This is a genomic window from Paenibacillus sp. Y301 (assembly GCF_059445505.1).
This window is the reverse complement of sequence record NZ_JCAIUL010000017.1, coordinates 1-17,595: the sequence shown is the minus strand read 5'-3', so window position 1 is coordinate 17,595 and position 17,595 is coordinate 1. Positions and strand designations below refer to the sequence as shown.

At 38.1% G+C, this 17,595-nt stretch carries 23 protein-coding genes and 1 pseudogene; 5 read left to right on the top strand and 19 right to left on the bottom strand.

Annotated elements, in window-relative coordinates; genetic code table 11:
• Nucleotides 1-197: 197 nt before the first annotated feature.
• The 5 genes from AC1D69_RS21515 to AC1D69_RS21495 form a co-directional block, all read right to left on the bottom strand.
• Nucleotides 198-458, bottom strand: coding sequence for a hypothetical protein (locus tag AC1D69_RS21515; protein WP_495458180.1), 261 nt, complete (start codon nt 456-458; stop codon nt 198-200).
• 250 nt (nt 459-708) lie between these two features.
• Nucleotides 709-1,164 carry a RidA family protein gene (locus AC1D69_RS21510; RefSeq protein ID WP_495458179.1) on the bottom strand — a complete coding sequence of 152 codons (456 nt, stop codon included), beginning with the start codon at nt 1,162-1,164 and terminating at the stop codon, nt 709-711.
• 341 nt (nt 1,165-1,505) lie between these two features.
• Nucleotides 1,506-2,045 carry a GNAT family N-acetyltransferase gene (locus AC1D69_RS21505; RefSeq protein WP_495458178.1) on the bottom strand — a complete coding sequence of 180 codons (540 nt, stop codon included), beginning with the start codon at nt 2,043-2,045 and terminating at the stop codon, nt 1,506-1,508.
• 282 nt (nt 2,046-2,327) lie between these two features.
• Complete coding sequence (locus tag AC1D69_RS21500; RefSeq protein ID WP_495458177.1) at nt 2,328-2,816, bottom strand: hypothetical protein; 489 nt, start codon at nt 2,814-2,816, stop codon at nt 2,328-2,330.
• 193 nt (nt 2,817-3,009) lie between these two features.
• The gene (locus tag AC1D69_RS21495; protein ID WP_495458176.1) at nt 3,010-3,450 is read right to left on the bottom strand and encodes a hypothetical protein; all 441 of its coding nucleotides are present in this window, start codon (nt 3,448-3,450) and stop codon (nt 3,010-3,012) included.
• Nucleotides 3,451-4,393: 943 nt separating this feature from the next.
• Between AC1D69_RS21495 and AC1D69_RS21490 the strand changes: the two genes are divergently transcribed.
• On the top strand, nt 4,394-4,654 hold the full coding sequence (locus tag AC1D69_RS21490; RefSeq protein WP_495458175.1) for a hypothetical protein: 261 nt from the start codon (nt 4,394-4,396) through the stop codon (nt 4,652-4,654).
• A gap of 126 nt (nt 4,655-4,780) precedes the next feature.
• Complete coding sequence (locus AC1D69_RS21485; RefSeq protein WP_495458174.1) at nt 4,781-5,032, top strand: hypothetical protein; 252 nt, start codon at nt 4,781-4,783, stop codon at nt 5,030-5,032.
• Nucleotides 5,033-5,355: 323 nt separating this feature from the next.
• On the opposite strand, the gene AC1D69_RS21480 is transcribed toward AC1D69_RS21485, so the two are convergent.
• Entirely contained in the window at nt 5,356-5,628 is a 273-nt protein-coding gene (locus AC1D69_RS21480) for an HIT family protein (protein WP_495458173.1), read from the bottom strand.
• Nucleotides 5,629-5,922: 294 nt separating this feature from the next.
• Here AC1D69_RS21480 and AC1D69_RS21475 point away from each other — a divergent pair.
• Nucleotides 5,923-6,006, top strand: a pseudogene (locus tag AC1D69_RS21475) (transcription elongation factor GreA); the annotation flags it as partial.
• A 105-nt stretch (nt 6,007-6,111) separates the two neighbouring features.
• On the opposite strand, the gene AC1D69_RS21470 reads toward AC1D69_RS21475, so the two are convergent.
• The 10 genes from AC1D69_RS21470 to AC1D69_RS21425 form a co-directional block, all read right to left on the bottom strand.
• Complete coding sequence (locus AC1D69_RS21470) at nt 6,112-7,767, bottom strand: DUF4855 domain-containing protein (RefSeq protein ID WP_495458172.1); 1,656 nt, start codon at nt 7,765-7,767, stop codon at nt 6,112-6,114.
• 445 nt (nt 7,768-8,212) lie between these two features.
• Nucleotides 8,213-8,767 (bottom strand): IS4 family transposase, encoded by a 555-nt coding sequence (locus AC1D69_RS21465; RefSeq protein WP_495458267.1) that lies wholly within the window; start codon nt 8,765-8,767, stop codon nt 8,213-8,215.
• A gap of 27 nt (nt 8,768-8,794) precedes the next feature.
• Nucleotides 8,795-9,184 (bottom strand): hypothetical protein, encoded by a 390-nt coding sequence (locus tag AC1D69_RS21460; protein ID WP_495458171.1) that lies wholly within the window; start codon nt 9,182-9,184, stop codon nt 8,795-8,797.
• A 94-nt stretch (nt 9,185-9,278) separates the two neighbouring features.
• Nucleotides 9,279-9,572: a hypothetical protein gene (locus AC1D69_RS21455; RefSeq protein ID WP_495458170.1), complete on the bottom strand. Its 294-nt coding sequence runs from the start codon at nt 9,570-9,572 to the stop codon at nt 9,279-9,281.
• A gap of 249 nt (nt 9,573-9,821) precedes the next feature.
• Nucleotides 9,822-10,304: an NUDIX hydrolase gene (locus AC1D69_RS21450; RefSeq protein ID WP_495458169.1), complete on the bottom strand. Its 483-nt coding sequence runs from the start codon at nt 10,302-10,304 to the stop codon at nt 9,822-9,824.
• A 273-nt stretch (nt 10,305-10,577) separates the two neighbouring features.
• Nucleotides 10,578-10,901, bottom strand: coding sequence for a hypothetical protein (locus tag AC1D69_RS21445; protein WP_495458168.1), 324 nt, complete (start codon nt 10,899-10,901; stop codon nt 10,578-10,580).
• A gap of 256 nt (nt 10,902-11,157) precedes the next feature.
• On the bottom strand, nt 11,158-11,511 hold the full coding sequence (locus tag AC1D69_RS21440) for a low molecular weight protein tyrosine phosphatase family protein (RefSeq protein ID WP_495458266.1): 354 nt from the start codon (nt 11,509-11,511) through the stop codon (nt 11,158-11,160).
• Nucleotides 11,512-11,799: 288 nt separating this feature from the next.
• The gene (locus AC1D69_RS21435; RefSeq protein WP_495458167.1) at nt 11,800-12,288 is read right to left on the bottom strand and encodes a hypothetical protein; all 489 of its coding nucleotides are present in this window, start codon (nt 12,286-12,288) and stop codon (nt 11,800-11,802) included.
• Between the two features lie 224 nt (nt 12,289-12,512).
• Entirely contained in the window at nt 12,513-13,109 is a 597-nt protein-coding gene (locus tag AC1D69_RS21430; RefSeq protein ID WP_495458166.1) for a YdcF family protein, read from the bottom strand.
• 293 nt (nt 13,110-13,402) lie between these two features.
• Nucleotides 13,403-13,699, bottom strand: a complete 297-nt coding sequence (locus AC1D69_RS21425) for a hypothetical protein (RefSeq protein WP_495458165.1) — start codon at nt 13,697-13,699, stop codon at nt 13,403-13,405.
• Between the two features lie 338 nt (nt 13,700-14,037).
• Between AC1D69_RS21425 and AC1D69_RS21420 the strand changes: the two genes are divergently transcribed.
• A complete protein-coding gene (locus AC1D69_RS21420; RefSeq protein WP_495458164.1) occupies nt 14,038-14,613 on the top strand; it encodes an IS110 family transposase in 576 nt (191 codons plus the stop codon).
• 26 nt (nt 14,614-14,639) lie between these two features.
• Nucleotides 14,640-15,263, top strand: coding sequence for a transposase (locus AC1D69_RS21415; RefSeq protein WP_495458163.1), 624 nt, complete (start codon nt 14,640-14,642; stop codon nt 15,261-15,263).
• Between the two features lie 143 nt (nt 15,264-15,406).
• Here AC1D69_RS21415 and AC1D69_RS21410 read toward each other — a convergent pair whose 3' ends face one another.
• From AC1D69_RS21410 to AC1D69_RS21400, 3 genes are all read right to left on the bottom strand, one after another.
• The gene (locus tag AC1D69_RS21410) at nt 15,407-15,853 is read right to left on the bottom strand and encodes an oxidoreductase (protein ID WP_495458162.1); all 447 of its coding nucleotides are present in this window, start codon (nt 15,851-15,853) and stop codon (nt 15,407-15,409) included.
• A gap of 240 nt (nt 15,854-16,093) precedes the next feature.
• A complete protein-coding gene (locus tag AC1D69_RS21405) occupies nt 16,094-16,606 on the bottom strand; it encodes a GNAT family N-acetyltransferase (protein ID WP_495458161.1) in 513 nt (170 codons plus the stop codon).
• Nucleotides 16,607-16,868: 262 nt separating this feature from the next.
• A complete protein-coding gene (locus tag AC1D69_RS21400; RefSeq protein WP_495458160.1) occupies nt 16,869-17,309 on the bottom strand; it encodes a hypothetical protein in 441 nt (146 codons plus the stop codon).
• Between the last annotated feature and the right edge of the window lie 286 nt (nt 17,310-17,595).

The window sequence follows — 17,595 nt, the reverse complement described above, 5'->3', positions numbered from 1 at the left end:
AAATCAAATATGTTTAAATTCCTAATATTGATATCTCATCATAGTTTTCAAGTGTTCTTCTTATCCAGTCATTAAATTCGTTGATTAATTCATTTATTTTATTGGAATTCTCAATATATTCCTTCCTATATATTATAGTTGAACCCTTAAAGTATGATCTTATCAACTCATCCAGATTTACTATCATTTCATTGCTATTATCCAAGAGAGTTCTTTGTAGTTCTTTGTAGTTCTTTGAGAGACTCAATTATTTCTGACCAATTATCTTTACCAATCTCTTGGAAAGCGTAATGGTCGTAGTTAATGAAGACATTTGCAATTATCGGTTCGAAATAAATAAAGTCTTCTTCCGTGAAAAAAATAGACTCTTCATTCCAAGATTTGCTCTTATATCTTCCTGGTAGTACTTCTATATAACAAGTTCCTTTGAGTTCATTTAGATCGTGTATGATTTTCATAATATGTTGTCCTTTACAGTATTGTTGTTATGCACTTCACCGGTTTCAGCTAACGTTGCGTATTTCTGACGTCCAAACGGCTTAAGGACCGTAGATCCGGGTGGGCTCTGCCACTTAGCCGGTTGGATGTGTCACCTGATTCCACTTCTTCGAAATACCTCTTGGCGACCAAGGAGTGTCAGCGACTAAGCAAAAATGCATTGTTATGTGATGTCCTAGGCATCTCCGAATATCCCTGTATTTTTCTTCATTATTCTTCTACTTCAAATATGGAATCAACAATTATCGGAAGATTATCTCTTACTGATACTGCTCCAAAAACAGATCTTGCGTGAACACCTTTATCCCCAAACACCTCATACATCAATTCAGAAAATCCATTCAGAACTTTATGATGCTCTTCAAAATATGATTCTGCATTTACAAATCCTTGAATCTTAACAACTCTTTTTACTTTATCTAATGATCCTAAAGCATCCTTCACTACAGCAAGAACCTCAATTCCTGCTTGCCTTGCAAATTCATATCCATCATCTGTATTAAAATCACTTCCAAGTTTTCCTTTAGGGTTTCCAGTAGGACCTTTACCAGATACAAACATAAGTCCGTTTACGATAACAAAATTCGTATAACTAGCTGCTGGATTACTAGCATTAGGTAAAGTAATTCCTAGGTTTTCTAAACGATCTTCAATATGGTTTTTCAATTATTTCTCCTGCCTTTCTATGTTTTTAATTATATTCCCAGGATTTCATATAACGTTCCCATATTAACGACGCGAGCCGACCTTAGGTAGCTCCTATCTTAGGTCGGCTTGTGCGTTGTCTGAATTATCTCCCATGATTATACATCGGACGATCAAGGGGCGTAAGCCCGCTGCGTGAATATAATGTTTATATGACGTACTTGCCTTCCTGTACCACCACTAAAATATCTGACATCATTGATCTCACTTACAAGATTGGCTTCTGGATTCTTCAACTAAATAATATCTTACAAATTTAATATAATAGACTCATTATAATTCATGTCCTATATATCCTTTTTCTAATTAGATTTCTTTAAATATTCATGTTTCAAAATACTCATCATGATACGATCGACATATTGACCATTTTTATAGACGTCGTCTCTTAGTATGCCATCCTTTTTGAAACCAGCCTTTTCATAACTCCGAATAGCACCAGGATTATCAGCATCTACCGTCAAATACACTTTATGAAGGTTTAAACGCTCGAACGCAAAATCCAGGACAACACTTGTCACTTCTGTTGCATAACCTTGCCCCCATACCATTTTGTTCCCAATCCAAATACCAAATTCAGCATGCTTAGACCAAGGATGGATCTTAAACAATTGGGTACTGCCCATCGGGATGCCGTCTTCTTTGATTATGGTAAAATAGACAGCTGATGGATCTGTTTGCGCGTACCTCCGTGTACGTTCTCTGACCACTTCCGGTGTTAGTGGCATACCACTTCCTGATGGTAACGTTCGGTTAACTACAGGATCGGACAGCCATTCATATCGTAGTTCCCAATCTTCTTCAACAACAGGCCTTAATGTTACTCGTTGTCCGTATAGCATATTTCCCCTCCGTGTACCTAGATAGTTAATTATTTTAGCCTAAAATTATGGGTATACCATTTGTATCATAATAATAAATTTTATCTAAGCAAGTATGTTATATAACATTACGCATTTCTGACGTCCAAACGACTTAAGGAACGTAGGTCCAGGTGGCTTTGCCACTTAGCCGGTTGGATGTGTCGCCAGATTCACTTCTCAGAGAATTCCTCTAGGCGATCTAGGAGCACCAGCGACGATGTAGGAATGTAATGTTTATCGAATGTCAGCGACTTCTAGAACTCACTTTCTAAGATTAAATATGCTTTGGTCTGAATTAATTACTCCAAGAATAAATCTAGTATCATACTTTACTTTAATAAACACTTCATCATCATTACTCCCTTTATTTCCAACTATATGTAGTTGACCTTTTTCTTTAGGATCATCTACTGAGTATACAAATGTTACCTCAAAATCTTTATAACCTTTTGCATATATGTATCCATATTTTTCATTATTTTTTTTATCATTTTCATTAGCTATTGAATAAAAATACATTTTTGTTTGATCAGTATTAGTTTTTGCTTCAATTAACCATTTATTTATTATTTCTTGATGCTCTGGTTCAATTGAGTTATATTCATACGAATATATTCCTTTCAACACCTTTTGAATTTGCTGTTCTTCATTGTCTTGTTCATTTACCATCGTATTCAAGTTATTTGAACATCCTATAAGAAGAACAAATAACATCAATACATTAGCTAACTTAACAAAATAGCTTCTCATATTTTCTTACCTCCTTGGCTTGCATATTACATCCGTTGATTTCCGATTACGTTCAGGTATTCATGAACTTCCGCAGGAAGTTGTCACATGAATCTACTACTCTGTCCAAAGCATCAAGTGACCAAGGCGTATCCGCTGCGTGAATACTCTGTTTATCTGATTCCAGTGACACCCTGAGTTACTTTCATGATATCTATATCCATCTATATATTTTCCCACTAGTTACTTTTATCCTGTTCATACTTGCCCACTGTTTTAATTCTTCTATGTTAATCTCTTCATTATTCTTGAATCTAAAATGTAAATCCATTGAAACTAATTTTCTTCCATATAGCTTGATACCGATACTCTGTACAAAATAGCCTTGTATTATAATCTTCTCGATTTTCTGTATTGGTACTTCAATATGATTTATCTTAACTGCATTTTCTGTGATTTCTAGCTCACTATTTTTTCTTAAGATCCTCTTCAATAGCATTACTACTTGTATTACGCTACCTAAAAATAAGATAATGACAAAAAAAACAGATAAAAAATCATCTTTTCGAAGTACTAATAATAGTAAGTAAGTAGTTAATATAGAACTGATCACTTGGATATACCCTGATTTAGGTATTTTGATTTCATATTTCATATTCATGTTCTGGTTTATTCCCTTTCTCACTAGTTTCTGATAACGTACGCGCATTACCGACGTCCAAACGGCTTTAGGGCCGTAGGTCTGCGTGGCTCTGCCACTTAGCTGGTTGGATGTGTCACCTGAATTGGAGTGTAGCGACTGCTGTGGTAATGAAATGTTATATGCTGTTGGGGCCTTCTTTGAGATTCTTCAACCCATCCCTTTATATATCTTTATTCATATGTTGTTAAAGTTCCGCGCGATCCTCTGCTTACTCATTAGGATAAAGTCGCTCCGTCAGGTTTTATATAGCATTATAAAAGTAGCAGGCGAACACATAAAACAATAAAGATTAATCACCCTAACCCTTGTGATTTTTTTATATTATTTTGCCTTAGCTGATATTCGACTGAACTAAATTATCGTCGATAAATATTCTACAGTTGACAGTAAACCAGCCCCCTAATGATACCTTTATTATTTCATCTTGACATTCACCATACTTAATTCTTCCAAACAATCTAGACCTAATACCTAAACCAACCTGTTGATCTTGTAGTTCTTCATCAACATAGAGTCTTTCCCCAGAAAACCATGAATTCTCCACCTTTATTTTGTGTCCTTTATATTCTACTTCCCACTTATTTTCATTTTCTTCTCCCTCTCATTAAATCTGCTAGCAGATTTTTTGGATTAATTAGATTTTGCCCCAATTGCATATAACGTTGTGTATTCGCGACGTCCATTCCTCTTAGATAGCTCTTATCTTAGGGGAATGGATGTATCTTCCTGAATCTTCATCTTCGAAAATACTACTGGCAGATCAAGGGACGACTGGACCGTAGCGCGAATATAGTGTTGAACGCTGGTTCATTCTTCTTCGATACACCCTAACATTGCTTGTTCTTCCATTGGATTGTACAATTATTTTATAAGTTCATATCGGGGGTGTGTAATCATGAAGTGGGTTAATATCCATGATCAATTTCCTGATTGTTGGGTACTCGTTGAAGCGTTGTCTGCTCATTCCATTAATTATAAAAGAACAATAGATGAAATGTCTGTAATATCTAGTTATATAAATCCTAAAGAAGCTTGGGCTACTTATAAAAATCTGCACTTCTCAGATCCATCACGTGAACTGTACGTCTTCTATACCGGCAATGAACACATTGAAGTTAATGAACAACCCTTCACAGGGATCCGAGGTCTTCAATGAAAATCGAAATAATTAATGGCCTCCCTATTGTTGCTCTATCTCTCACATACAATAATAAATCTATTTATCCTAGATAACGTCCTTCTTGATACAGGTTGTGCCACTACTATATTTGACACAGATTCCGTGGAACCAATTGGATTAGATCCAGACTTTATCAATGGAAAATCAGTAAGAATGTATGGTGTCGGTGGTCAAAGCGAATTATGCTACCAACAGAATGTTCAAGATCTAAATATTAATCACATTCTTCTTGAATCATTCACCATTCAATTAGGTTTGACTAAAGAACCTTACGGATTTGATGCGATCCTAGGTGTTGATATTCTTTCATCTTTCGGTTTAAAGATTGATTTTGAGAATTTTATTATTTCTTAGTATCTAACGAACTTGCGTATAACGTTTGACATTCCTGACGTTCAAGCAGCTTAAGTGACCAAAGGGAACGGGTCGTCGGACTTAGCTGGTTGAATGTATCGCCTAAACTAACTTCTCTGATATCCTTCTTAGCGATCAAGGGCGTATGCCCGCAGTAGGAATGCGATGTTAGGTGATGTATTCGTCTTCCTGTAATATCAAACAGTTTATTTGTCACTTATTCGTTTATTTTCTGGGCTCTTAAACCAGTTTCTAATTCCCTTTCCTGCAAAGGGTTCGTCTGAAAATCTAGGTATGACATGCATATGAGCATGAAATACATGTTATCCTCCAACTGACCCACAGTTCCAACCCACGTTATAATTATCAGGCTTTATTTCTCTATCAAGAATTCCTTTTATTTCTTTTAATAATGAGAGTGTAGATTTCCACTCTTCCTCACTCAAATCAAATATGGTTTCTCGATGTTCTTTAGGTATTATTATTCCTGATCCTTCTATTTCAGGTTTTAATAGTTGTAAGTATTTGCAGTGATCATTCTCTATTAAAACTTTTTGGTGTTCTAAGATAATATTGCAGTATTCGCAATTCTCCATTTCTATCTCCCTTTAGGTTATGGTTAGTACGGTTATAAATGCTTTTCAGCGCACTTCGAATATTTCACCTAACGTTTGCGCATTACCGACGTCCGGGTGGCTCTGCCACTTAGCCGGTTGGATGTGTCACCTGAAGAGAGAGAGCCTGCAAACGCGAATCTTTTTCACACCTTTTCATTCTAATTACATCTAGAGAAAACATTCAGCTTGCATGTCGAGGTACTAGTCTAGCCCATGAGCATAGATGCGCAACACTGGGAAATTGCTTTGCTGTGGGGAACTAAACCCGTAGCGATTAAATTAACGATTAGCTGCGGGGATTTAAAGGAAAACAGCGAATATCATTCTGCCAAAAATGATCAGTCCTTCATGGAGACCTGCCGCTTACAACAAGTATTTGGATTATTAGTGACGTTATTCATAAGAAAAGAGGTTAACCAGATAACTAGTTAACCTCTCTCCACTAAATTTATATACATTATTCTAGGGCTGGTAAGTCCCCTTTAAAAATTGATACGTATCATCGTACACAGCGCGAGCGTCAGGGTCGGTGGCGGCTGATGATTTCAGGATTGTCTTCACCTGCTGATAGAAGCCCTTCATCGCTTTCTTCATGATTCCATTATCCACGCTAGTGTTCAAATAGGTGTAATATTTCGCGCGTATTATAGGGTCGGTCAGAACGGCATCGCTCATCTCGAACTCAATGCCCATACCATGGTCATAAGCTGCCTTAGTGATCGTGTCCACACGGTCAGCCGTCGTATTATGGAACAGATAGTTCGGCTGCATGATGGCGGTATCGAAGCCAAGCTCTTTCCAATCACTCCACCCGCGACTAAAATAATAAGGAATCCACTGGAATTTCATCCCACTCTTATGCACATATGAGGATGTCGAGCGGATAAGCTCGTCTTCCTTTGTTGACGTTTGACGCGACACGAATTCATTAAACCAATAGAAGGAGGAAAGCTTTAGGTTGGTATATCCGGCTTCCTTCCATCTAAGGTTGACCTCATCGATATACCATTTCACAACTTTCTCACGGTTCAGCAGTGCCTGCTGCTCCCCTACTTCATTAGGATTCATATTCTCGCTAATACCATCTCCATCCACATCACCAAAGTCATTCTGATCAGTGCGTGGGTAGGGGATTGCAATAACGACTTTTGCTTCATATTTCTTGTTCGGTAATGCCGCTTTGGCCTCTGTCACTGCAGCATTTAATGCGCCAAGCTCATAATTATCTCGGAACAGCCGATCCAGCAGGCTTTCCCAATGTACCTTGTTCGTCGGATTCGTCGAACTTGATCCGTAGTTAGCTCCATCTAAAGTGGGAGCGTAAGGCAGGAACAAGAAGCTGTCAAACATATAATCCTGCGCTACACCATTCTTATTTACATAGGAAACATAAGGTTTCAAATCTTCCTTGGTGTATGAAATCCAGTCGGATGGCTGGTACTGCCACTCTCCTGTATATAGCAGCACTTCATTTTTAACGCCGCCAGCCTGTTTTGAACCTGCAATCGGGTATCCGACATCGGTTTTTGGACCTTTGGATGACGGCTTCAGTTTGCGGCCAGATTTATCCGGTGTTCCTAGTACTTCTATTTCATCCATGAACAGCCAAGTTGCAAAAGGGATTTCAACTTTGACATAACGGGCAACCTTATTTGCATCTGTGATCCCAATTTTTTGCGTTATAGGCCCTTTCTCTGTACTCGCAATCGTACTCAAGCCATCCTTTTGTTTTTCCCATTTTGATCCATCTAAAGAGAGGGAGAAGCTTATTTCCCTAGGGAAGAAAATACCGTTCGCATTATCCTGGAGCAAATTAACCGAAATGTCTTGAATGGTCGAGGGCGATTCTAGATCAATCGTTACTATACGACTTCCTTGCCAGCTACGACCAATGAAAGCAGGGTTTGAAAAGGTGCTGCCTCCGAATACACCATCGGTTAATTGCATACCGGTATCATCAGGATGAGCATTCTCAGTGTTGCCAAAGAGCGTGTCAACCAGATAAGGGGTAACCAGCGTATAGCTTTTGCCTAAAGCTAGATTTTGCTTTACTGCTGCTGCTCCTGTTGGTATAGACTGTCCTAGACTAAGAGTGAACGTTAATACAACTGCTAACAAACCACCAAACCATTTCTTCATTCGTCATCAACTCCTCTCAAATTGTAATCTTTTATTCTCTAAGGTATGCTTGCTCTATAGTTGGGTATAGTTTACATTATTAATTGAGTTAAATCTATTTAAGGACATATTGTTCTCCTAAGATAGATTATTTTGACTGCGCAATTAATAAAAGGCAGCAGTTCAATTCTCATGAACTGCTGCCTTTTATTAATTTTCATTTAAAAAAATCCGCAACTATCACGGATTTCTAAACATGTTATTGCACGCCTGTTGATTAACCAGATACTGGATTTAGAAGGTTCGACAAATAGACATATTTTTTGAGTACCCTAGCAATAGCTAACATCCATTCAACTTGTAAGTGATCGTCTTCGATTTGTTCCTTAAATCGAATAAGAGGTATTGATTTACAAGCGATTAGGTATGGTTTTGAATGATCATATTACCACTTTAAAAGCACGTATGTCATGAGTGCTGCGAACAATTGATTAAATACGGCATTCTTTGTCGTACCAAAAAGAACAGGGACATTTAAATTTTGCTTAATCCATCTAAAGAACACTTCGATCCCCCAACGTGCCTTGTACATGTCAGCGATTTGTTCGGCCGATACATGCATGAGATTGGTGACAACACGAATGTCATTTTGATTGTTGTCCTTGAACATCACCATACGGTGACGAAGTTCTGACTGACACTGCGGTGTTCCTAGGTAGCAAGTGATATCTTTCGTTACATTTGAGTCTTCAACGGATTGGCGTTTTAACGAATGTGGCTTCACAAGCATGACAATTTCTTTGATACGAGTAACAAAATACTGTTGTTCTCTAGCATATTGATCAAATCGTTTGATTTTTCCGTAAGCACGGTCTTGAACAAGGATGTAATTCTTATCTGCAAGCTGTTCGCCAATGGGGACATCATGGACTTTACCGATCGTTTCAATGGCTTGAGCAGGTTGTTCCGTGGCAGCGCTAAATGCAACATGCAGTTTAATACCCGCCCGTTGATCGTGAAAAAGGGCTCAAGGAAGACATCTTTTCCCTACCGTAATCGTTGTCGAATCTACTAACAATAGATCTTTTGGGATACGAAGATGGCGTCTTATAGCTCGATTACATCTGGACAGAAGTAAATGAAACAGTTGCTTGAACAACTCATAAGGCACATCACTAGCTTTCGTGGAAAAGGTTGAATATTCAATATTACGAAGACTACAAATAACGGCCTTTCCAACAGCTGAGCGATAGCCTTCCCATTCACCAAGAGCAGAATGAGTGAAAAATAACAACAACTGATGATCTGTAAATTTTGTCGCAGTATCTTTATAATCTAAATCCTCTAGGATTCGCTTCACATCTTCTTCATTAAGAAGAGTTTGAACTAGGTTTGTAAACGTGGTAGACTTTTTCATGAGGTCGCCTCTTTCAAATCGTGGTGTATGGTGCATACGATTTTACAGAAAGGGCGATCTTTTTTTCAATTTAGTAATACCTTATTTTGGTTAATCAACTTTCATTTCTTTCATTTGTATATTCATTTTTTGAATAGTTATTAATATCTTTAATCGTTTTCTTATTAGTTCCTTCAATCTCAGCCCAAATCAAATAAATTACACCAGCTATCAATGCAAGAATACTTAAATTCTTAGGGCCATCTCCAACGTACTCCAACATTGCATTAAATAATCCCTGATCCCATGAAGAAACGCCAGATCCAAAAATAGCAGCACTCAGATATCTAACTCCATACAAAATCGCAGATATCATAAGTAATATTGTTCCTGTTGCTCTTCGACTCATAATAATCATCTCCCTTTATATCTGTTTGTCTTATTTCATTTCTTATTATTTAATAGCACTTTACCCCAATTGCATATAACGTACCCGCATTTCTGACGTTCAAGCGGCTTAAGTGACCGCAGGGAACGGGTCGTCAGACTTAGCCGGTTGCATGTGTCGCCTGAATCCACTTCTGAGAAAACCCCTCTTGGCGATCAAGGAGCGACAGCGACGCAGCAGAAATGTTATGTTATAAGATGTAGCAGCCCCTTAGTCATACCTACTATTGATATTGTGCGTAATCGTTAATGTCTCATAAATGGTCCTAATATCAGTTCTAATTATCTCTGGATATACCTCTATTTCTTGTAGTTCTTCAAAGGTAAACCATCTGAAAATCAACCTCCCTCCATCTTCTACTCCATTAAACTCATCTTTCTTCTCAAGAATTTCATGATCTTCTGGAAATGATATTAAATAATAAAATCCTAATTCATGATATTTCATATTGTCATATTCAAAGAAATCTTCATTCACAAATAGTAACCTTCCAATCTGAACATCAATATTCATTTCCTCATTTATCTCTCTAACCAATGCAACATCAGTAGATTCATGAAATTCAACACGACCTCCAGGCAAATTCCAAAAATCATCTTTCAAAGTTGTATGTAATAAAATCCGTTCATTATGTATTACTATTCCAGTAACTCTAAAATTGAATTTATTGTTATTTCTTTCAAATGAAATCATTACGTCACCTTCTTATCATGTATTTAAAGTCTGCTGCTATTTCTTATAACGTTAATGTGTTCACGACGTCCCACCACCTTAAGGCTCCGTCAGGAGCAGGCCGCGACGCGGTTAGGTGGTGCGGATGTGTCCGGCTGAATACGCTCCCTGCTGCTGAATTACTCCAGTCGATTCCGCTTCACTACTCCTGCCGGACCGAGGGCCGAATGGCCCGATGCTTGAACATGGTGTTATAAGATGGGCTAGCCTTCCTCGAAATTCTTACTAAAAGCGTTAAAACGCCCACCTATGTTTCTCTGGTAAACACTCATCACAAAGTAATTGACCATTAACAACTGCTCCATTATTGAGTTCCTCTATATGATTAACTTTTTCTCTATCAGTCGCCCATGAATTACATTTTATGCATCTTCCACAATTCATTATTTCAGGGTCAAGCAAAATAGAAGAGCTGCTCTCCCATTTTAATTTATGCTTTTTCTTTAGTGTAATTTCATTCGTTAGTGCCGGAATCAATTCATCATCGATTTCTTTGTATTCTTCATCAGTTAGGTCAATTAGATAAGCAACATTAACAAGATAAGTTTTCTTTTCCATTTCTCTCATCCTTTGATTTTCATGGTTTTTAAATGTTCTGCTGGCCTTTCTTATAACGTTTCGCATTTCTGACGTTCAAGCGGCTTAAGGTGCGTAGCACCGGGTCGTCAGACTTAGCCGGTTGGATGTGTCGCCTGAATCTACCCCTTGTAATCCCCCTTGGCGACTGAGAAGCGTCAGCGACGAAACAGAAATGCATTGTTATAAGATGTCGGGGGCTTCCCGAATTCACTTACAAAATTCTATTCCGATTCTCTTATTTTAATTTTATTTCATCATTCCATTCAGGTGCTTTTATATATTCAGATACTCTTGATTTCAATATCTCTATTAATTCATCATCCATAAATCGATAATCATCTTGTATATCTAGACAGATTAATCGTTTATTCTTTATTTTGTTTGAAAACTTCTCTTGAACCCTTTTCTTATGATTCTTTTCCATCACAAAAATTATATCTGACCATCCAATATGTCCTTCAGTAACCTTAATTCTTGCACTTTCTTCTGTCCCCGCAGATCTAACTTCATATCCGTAAAATCCATCAAAAATCTTCTCTGCTGTTAAGCTACGCCATTTATTACGGCTACAAATAAAGAGTAGTTTAATATCTTGTCACCTTTTCCTCTGTGAGTTTACTTCTATTTTATCATGCACTTGCATGCTTTCCCCCGATTTCTTATAATGTTCATGTGTTCACGACGTCCTACTCCCTTAAGTCCGGAGGGCGGCCGCGATGCGGTTAGGGAATTGGATGTGACCGGCTGATTCCGCTTCCCTGCTACTGCCAATTACTTCTCCGAAACCTCATCTTACTCCTGCCGGACCGAAGGCCGAATGCCCCAATGCGTGAACATGTTGTTATCAGATGTCGGCATCTTCCTTGAAATACCCTCTTTAGCCTTTACTAATCAATTCATTCAATTTTTCAGAAAAATCTTCCCAACTTCCTGAATAACCAATATTCATTCCCCAGCCTACTTCTCTTAAATCCTTTTGTAATTCTTCAAGTACTTTTATTTCATCGGCACTCAGAATTTTATTAGGGTAACCCGAATATTCAGGGTACTTTGAAAAATAATTTAATAGCAAATATAAGTCTTCTTCTTGATCATTAGTTAATCTCCCAATTTCTTTTCCAAATTTTATTATTGATGATATTTCTTGTTGTACATCTTCAATTTTTTCTAAAACAAAGTTTCCATTATTCCAATTGTTTTGTGATTGAAAAGAAATTGAACTTTCAAGTTCAACTAAATCACCTTGGATTTTGTACGTTTGTCTTGAAATTGAATCGTCAATTTGATTGTTCTTCAAAATCAGTAATGAAAACAAAATAATATTAAATAAAATAGAAATTGAAAAGGTTACCTTAATTAACTTCATTTTTTTCTCCCGCTCTTTAATCTTTATGCCGATTTCTGATAACGTTGCGCATTCCTGACGTTCAAGCGGCTTAAGTGACCGAAGGTCCGGGTCGTCAGACTTAGCCGGTTGGATGTGTCGCCTGAATTAACTTCTATGAAATCCATCTTGGCGACCGAGGAGCGTCAGCGACGCAGCAAGAATGTGTTGTTATCAGATGTCCCAGCCCTCAACGAATAATTCATTTACAATGCTATTTCATCATCTTTTAGTTGGCCTTCATTAATATAATGTATTAAACTCCTTATTTCTTTATCGGCCCTCTCTCTGATTGGACCTATATTCCACCAATTAAGTGGTAGTTCTACGTCAGTTCCAACCATTTCAAAATCTATCCAACTAGGCATATAAGTTTTGAGAGTAAGTAGACATCTCCTCAAATGACCAGAATCACTAACAGCAATTAATCTTTTAATTTTATGTAATCCAAGTGCTCGATCTAATACTAATATTGATGCCAAGACATTTTCTTTAGTATGATTTGAAATTGTTTCTATTACTACTGCTTCTTCTGGAATACCCTGTTCAATTGCATATTGTTTCATAGAGATTGCTTCAATTTCATCGCGTTGCCCCCACTTATCTCCTCCTGAAAATAAAATAATCGGAGCTCTTCCCTCTTTATATAATTGTATAGCCTTATTGGACCTATCTAAATTCCCATTGCCGAATACCATGATACAATTGCTCTTCAATTCTGATTCCATTCGACCACTAGGATACAATAGAGTTATCATTTGTTCTGGTGTTAATTCTTCAGGATTTATCTTGGAAATAAGCATTCATTATTCCTCCAATGTTCTGATTCTTATTGTTGGGATTTCTGATAACGTTGCGCATTTCTGACGTCCGAACGGCTTAAGCACCGTAGGTCCGGGTGGCTTCGCCACTTAGCCGATTGAATGTGTCGCCTGAATCCGCTTCCCAGATATTCTTCATAGCGACCGAGGAGCGAATGCGACGATGCAGGAATGTTTTGTTATCCGATGCATCCGACTTCCTCGAAATCCCATACAAAATATATCTTTTTCTCTCTTTTGTTTTATTACTTTTTTCTTTGATCCCTTTACTTTACTTATAAGAAGTTAGATATTATAGCAAAAACAACCATAATAATCATCATTGTAATGAAAAAGTAACCAAAAAGCCTTATTGGTTTTGGGAGTGATTTAAAATCAACCTTCTTTGGAGGTCCTCCCCCTTCTATTCTTTGTGCTTCTTCAATCATAGAATGTACTTGTGTTATTTCTGCATCACTGTAATTGGTGTCAGATTGAGTTTCATGGTTTTCATTGTCATTTCCCATCTTATTCACCTCTATTTTTTTCTTATAATTTTTAATTTCCGGATATTTCGGATAACGTTCTTGCATTCTCGACGTCCGACGGAGTCGGATGTGTCCGGCTGAATCTGCTACCTGGCTTCTCAACTTCGGTCCGGACCGAGGGCGTAGCCCGAAGTGTGAATGCGTTGTTGGTATTCTCAGTTCATACCCGACTGGCTCGGGTATGAACTTTTTCTTTATACTGGAGGAAACACTGGGCTGAAAAACGCATGTTTTGTTGGGACATAGATCCCGTCGTCTAAAGTGTTTTATGCTCTCACCTTTTGTTCATACCCCGATTCAGCTGGTTGGGCCTTGGAGCCCGTATCACCGTGCCAACCTGTGGAGACCAAAAGTGCTGGCCCCAGTGACATTAAGGAGGTTATATGAATACACCTGTTCTAAGTATCGATGTTGCTAAAGGTAAGAGTCTTGCCGCTGCCTTTCTTTCTTACCATGACTGTATGTACAAACCTTTTCCATTCTCTCATACCCATGACGACCTCAATCATCTCCTATCGATCTTGGAGGAGATGAAGCAAACCACAGGTCAGGAACCCAACGTTGTTTTAGAAGCTACTGGCAATTATTCTAAACCTCTCGTTTCTTTCTTTTCTTCGTATGGTTATTCTGTCATTGTCCTAAATCCTTTACTTACTCATCAGCTGAAGCAAAAGGCGGTACGAAAGATAAAAACTGACCCTATCGATGCCATTCGCATTGCTCATGTTTTCTACCTGCAATCTCCTGAACCTCAAGTCGAACTAAGCGATCCCGTCCAACAACTGCGTGTTATCTGTCGTCAATATCAGCATTGGACAGGCCTTTATGGTGAGGCACAACTTCATTTCCGTGCGTCCTCGATCTTCTTTTCCCGGGATATGACAAGGCCTTTCACAAATTCTGCAACCGTACTTCTCTTGAATTATTATCTCGTTATTCACCCCCCAAAGAACTCTTAGATGCAGATCATGATGAGATCATTACAGTGCTTCTTTCCAACCGCAAAGGTCGAGCTTGGAATGAATCCAAACTAGAACAATTACTTATCATTGCTAATAATAGTCTTCCTGACCTTCATGCTATTCAGGCTCAGAAGATTGTTCTACTGCGCTATATTCAGCTGCTTAAGACCTATCAGGACTGTATGAATGATCTTTTAAAAACTATGGAGTCGATGGCAGAATCTATTGAAACCTATCACCTTCTAAGAACGATTCCAGGGGTAGGACCACTAACAGCTGCCATGCTCATCGCTGAAATTGGGGATATAAAAAGGTTCCCATCCGTGAAACAGCTAACAGCTTTTGCCGGGCTTGACTCAACTGTTCACGAATCGGGAACCTTCAAATCCAAGAAAAATCGAATTTTAAACGGGGCTCTTCCTACCTTCGAACTGCCCTTTATCAGGCAACCGTTGCCGCCATTTCCAAGCAAATTCATGGTCCAAGAAATTCGCTTCTCTTTCAATTTTATCAGCAAAAGCGCAATGAAGGCAAACCGGCAAAAGTCGCAATTGTTGCTACTTCTCATAAGCTTTTACGCATTATATTTGGAATGTGGACGTCTGGTCAAGATTTTAAAACGGGTTGAGTTCACAGTTGGAAATTAATTTCCAATAAAACCTTCTCTACTGGGTAGGTTTATTTAGGTACGTCTTTGTTTCATCTATAAAAAGTATATTAATGATAGAGTTGACTTTGATTAGCTGGTTTAGGTGATGTCCCTGCCTTCTTCGAATAACACAACAATACTTTATTGAATCCCTGCAGTTCCAAATGTCTCATTAATAATTTTTTCGTATTCTTCCCATTTAAAATAAAAAGGCCCTATATCAATAGCTTTATTGTCGGGTTCCAGTTTGAAATCACTCCATGTAATAAGTTCCCCTTCTCTCTCAATAAATACAGATATAAAGCCACATTCTTCATCTCCACACCAAGGACAGACTAGTATTGGGTACCTGTAGTACAAATATTCGTGAGTTTGATTTAATAAGAAATAATTAATTATTTGTCTTTGATGCTCTTCACTTCCCCACCCGAGGGACGGAACCATATCATGCTTTTTTAGCATTTGGTAAAGAGACCTACCATCAATTATCATGTCAGCAAATTTAGTATTTTTATTTCCTTCTTGTTCCGGATCAAGGCTATCATAACGACTTGAAGGTTTGATTTGTAATAGATTTATAGTTCTCATGTTCTCTCCTCTATTTCTTGCAGGGATTTCACATAACGTTTCGTGTTTCTGACGTCCAAACGGCTTAAGGACCGTAGGTCCGGGTGGCTTAAGGACCGTAGGTCCGGGTGGCTTCGCCACTTAGCCGGTTGGATGTGTCGCCGGATTCCACTTCTCAGAAAATCCCTCTTGGCGACCAAGGAGCGAATGCGACGATGCTGAAAAATATTGTTATGCGTAGTTACCGTCTTCTTGAGCTACTTACATAACTTCTTCTTTTTTTCTCAATATAAAATACATTAAATTGTCCTTCAATTGGTGTTGTTTAATAAATCCCATCTTCTCTAAAAGCCTTTGTGATTTGATATTTTCAATTTCAGTGGTCGCTTCAATGTAATCCAGTTTCATTAATTTAAATCCAATTGGGATAATTTCATTTATCGCTTCTTGCATCAATCCTTTGCCCCAGTAATTCGGGGATAGATCTAAACCAATTTCAGCTCTTGATCCATCCTTGTCCGCAGTCCAACAATGAAATCCACATGTACCAATTAGTTCATTATTATCTTTACTAAAAAGCCCGTATCTACAGCCGGAATCATTGATATGAAAAGCAATAATTTCTTCAGCTTCACTTCTATCTTTACACACCTCGATATCCATGAATTTTGTGACATCAGGGTACGAAAAATGTCTGAATACTGATTCAACATCATCTAATGTTAGTTCTCTTATAAAAAGTCTTTTCGTTGTAATGACCGAAAATTCTATCATCAGTAATCGCCCTCTCACTTTGCTAATTATATTGTTTAGAACTTAATAGCACTTATGGTAATTTCGCATAACGTTCGCGTATTACCGACGTCCAAACGGCTTAAGGACCGTAGGTCCGGGTGGCTCTGCCACTTAGCTGGTTGGATGTGTCACCGGAGTTAACTTCTACGAAACTTCTTCCGGGTGACCAAGGGGGCGTAGCGACCGCTGTGGTAATGCAATGTTATGCGATGCCCCGTCTTCCTTGAAACGCTGGAATTCTTTATTTCATTTTACTCTTTAAGCTCTCATCAGATAATATAAAAAGTATTGAAAGGTCATTTATTGATTTGATTTGTACAAAGTTATCGCTATTAAGATCTTTATTGTTCCCTGTTACATAGATCTTTCCCTTGTTTATTGGATCACCTTGGTCATAAATAAATGAGACCTCATATTGGGTATAGCCCTTACGATATACATAAGAGTACATATAGTCATTAATACTCTCTTGAAAAAAATAATATTGTCCCTCTTCTGCAGTTTCTCGTGCTTTTGTTAACCATTGATTGACCTTGTCTGTATGTTCTCCTTCTACTTCATTCAACTTGTAACTGAAAACAGCATTCAAGGTGCTTTCTAGATCATTTCCGTGTTGTTCTTCTTGGGTTGAACATCCCGAAATTGCCAAAATAAAAGAAAAAAATATAAGAAAAATCCGCATAGTTCCACCTCCAAAAAGGGTCTATAAATGGGTTTTACGGGATTTCGCATAACGTTGCGCATTTCTGACGTCCAAACGGCTTAAGGACCGAAGGTCCGGGTGGCTATGCCACTTAGCCGGTTGGATGTGTCGTCTGAATACACTTCTCCGAAATACCTCCCGGCGACCAAGGAGCGTCAGCGACGAGGCTGAAAAACATTGTTATGTGATGTTACCGACTTCTATGAAATACCCTCATTTAACTGTGCTTGTACCAGATTGCTCTTGTAATCCTTGATCAATTGTC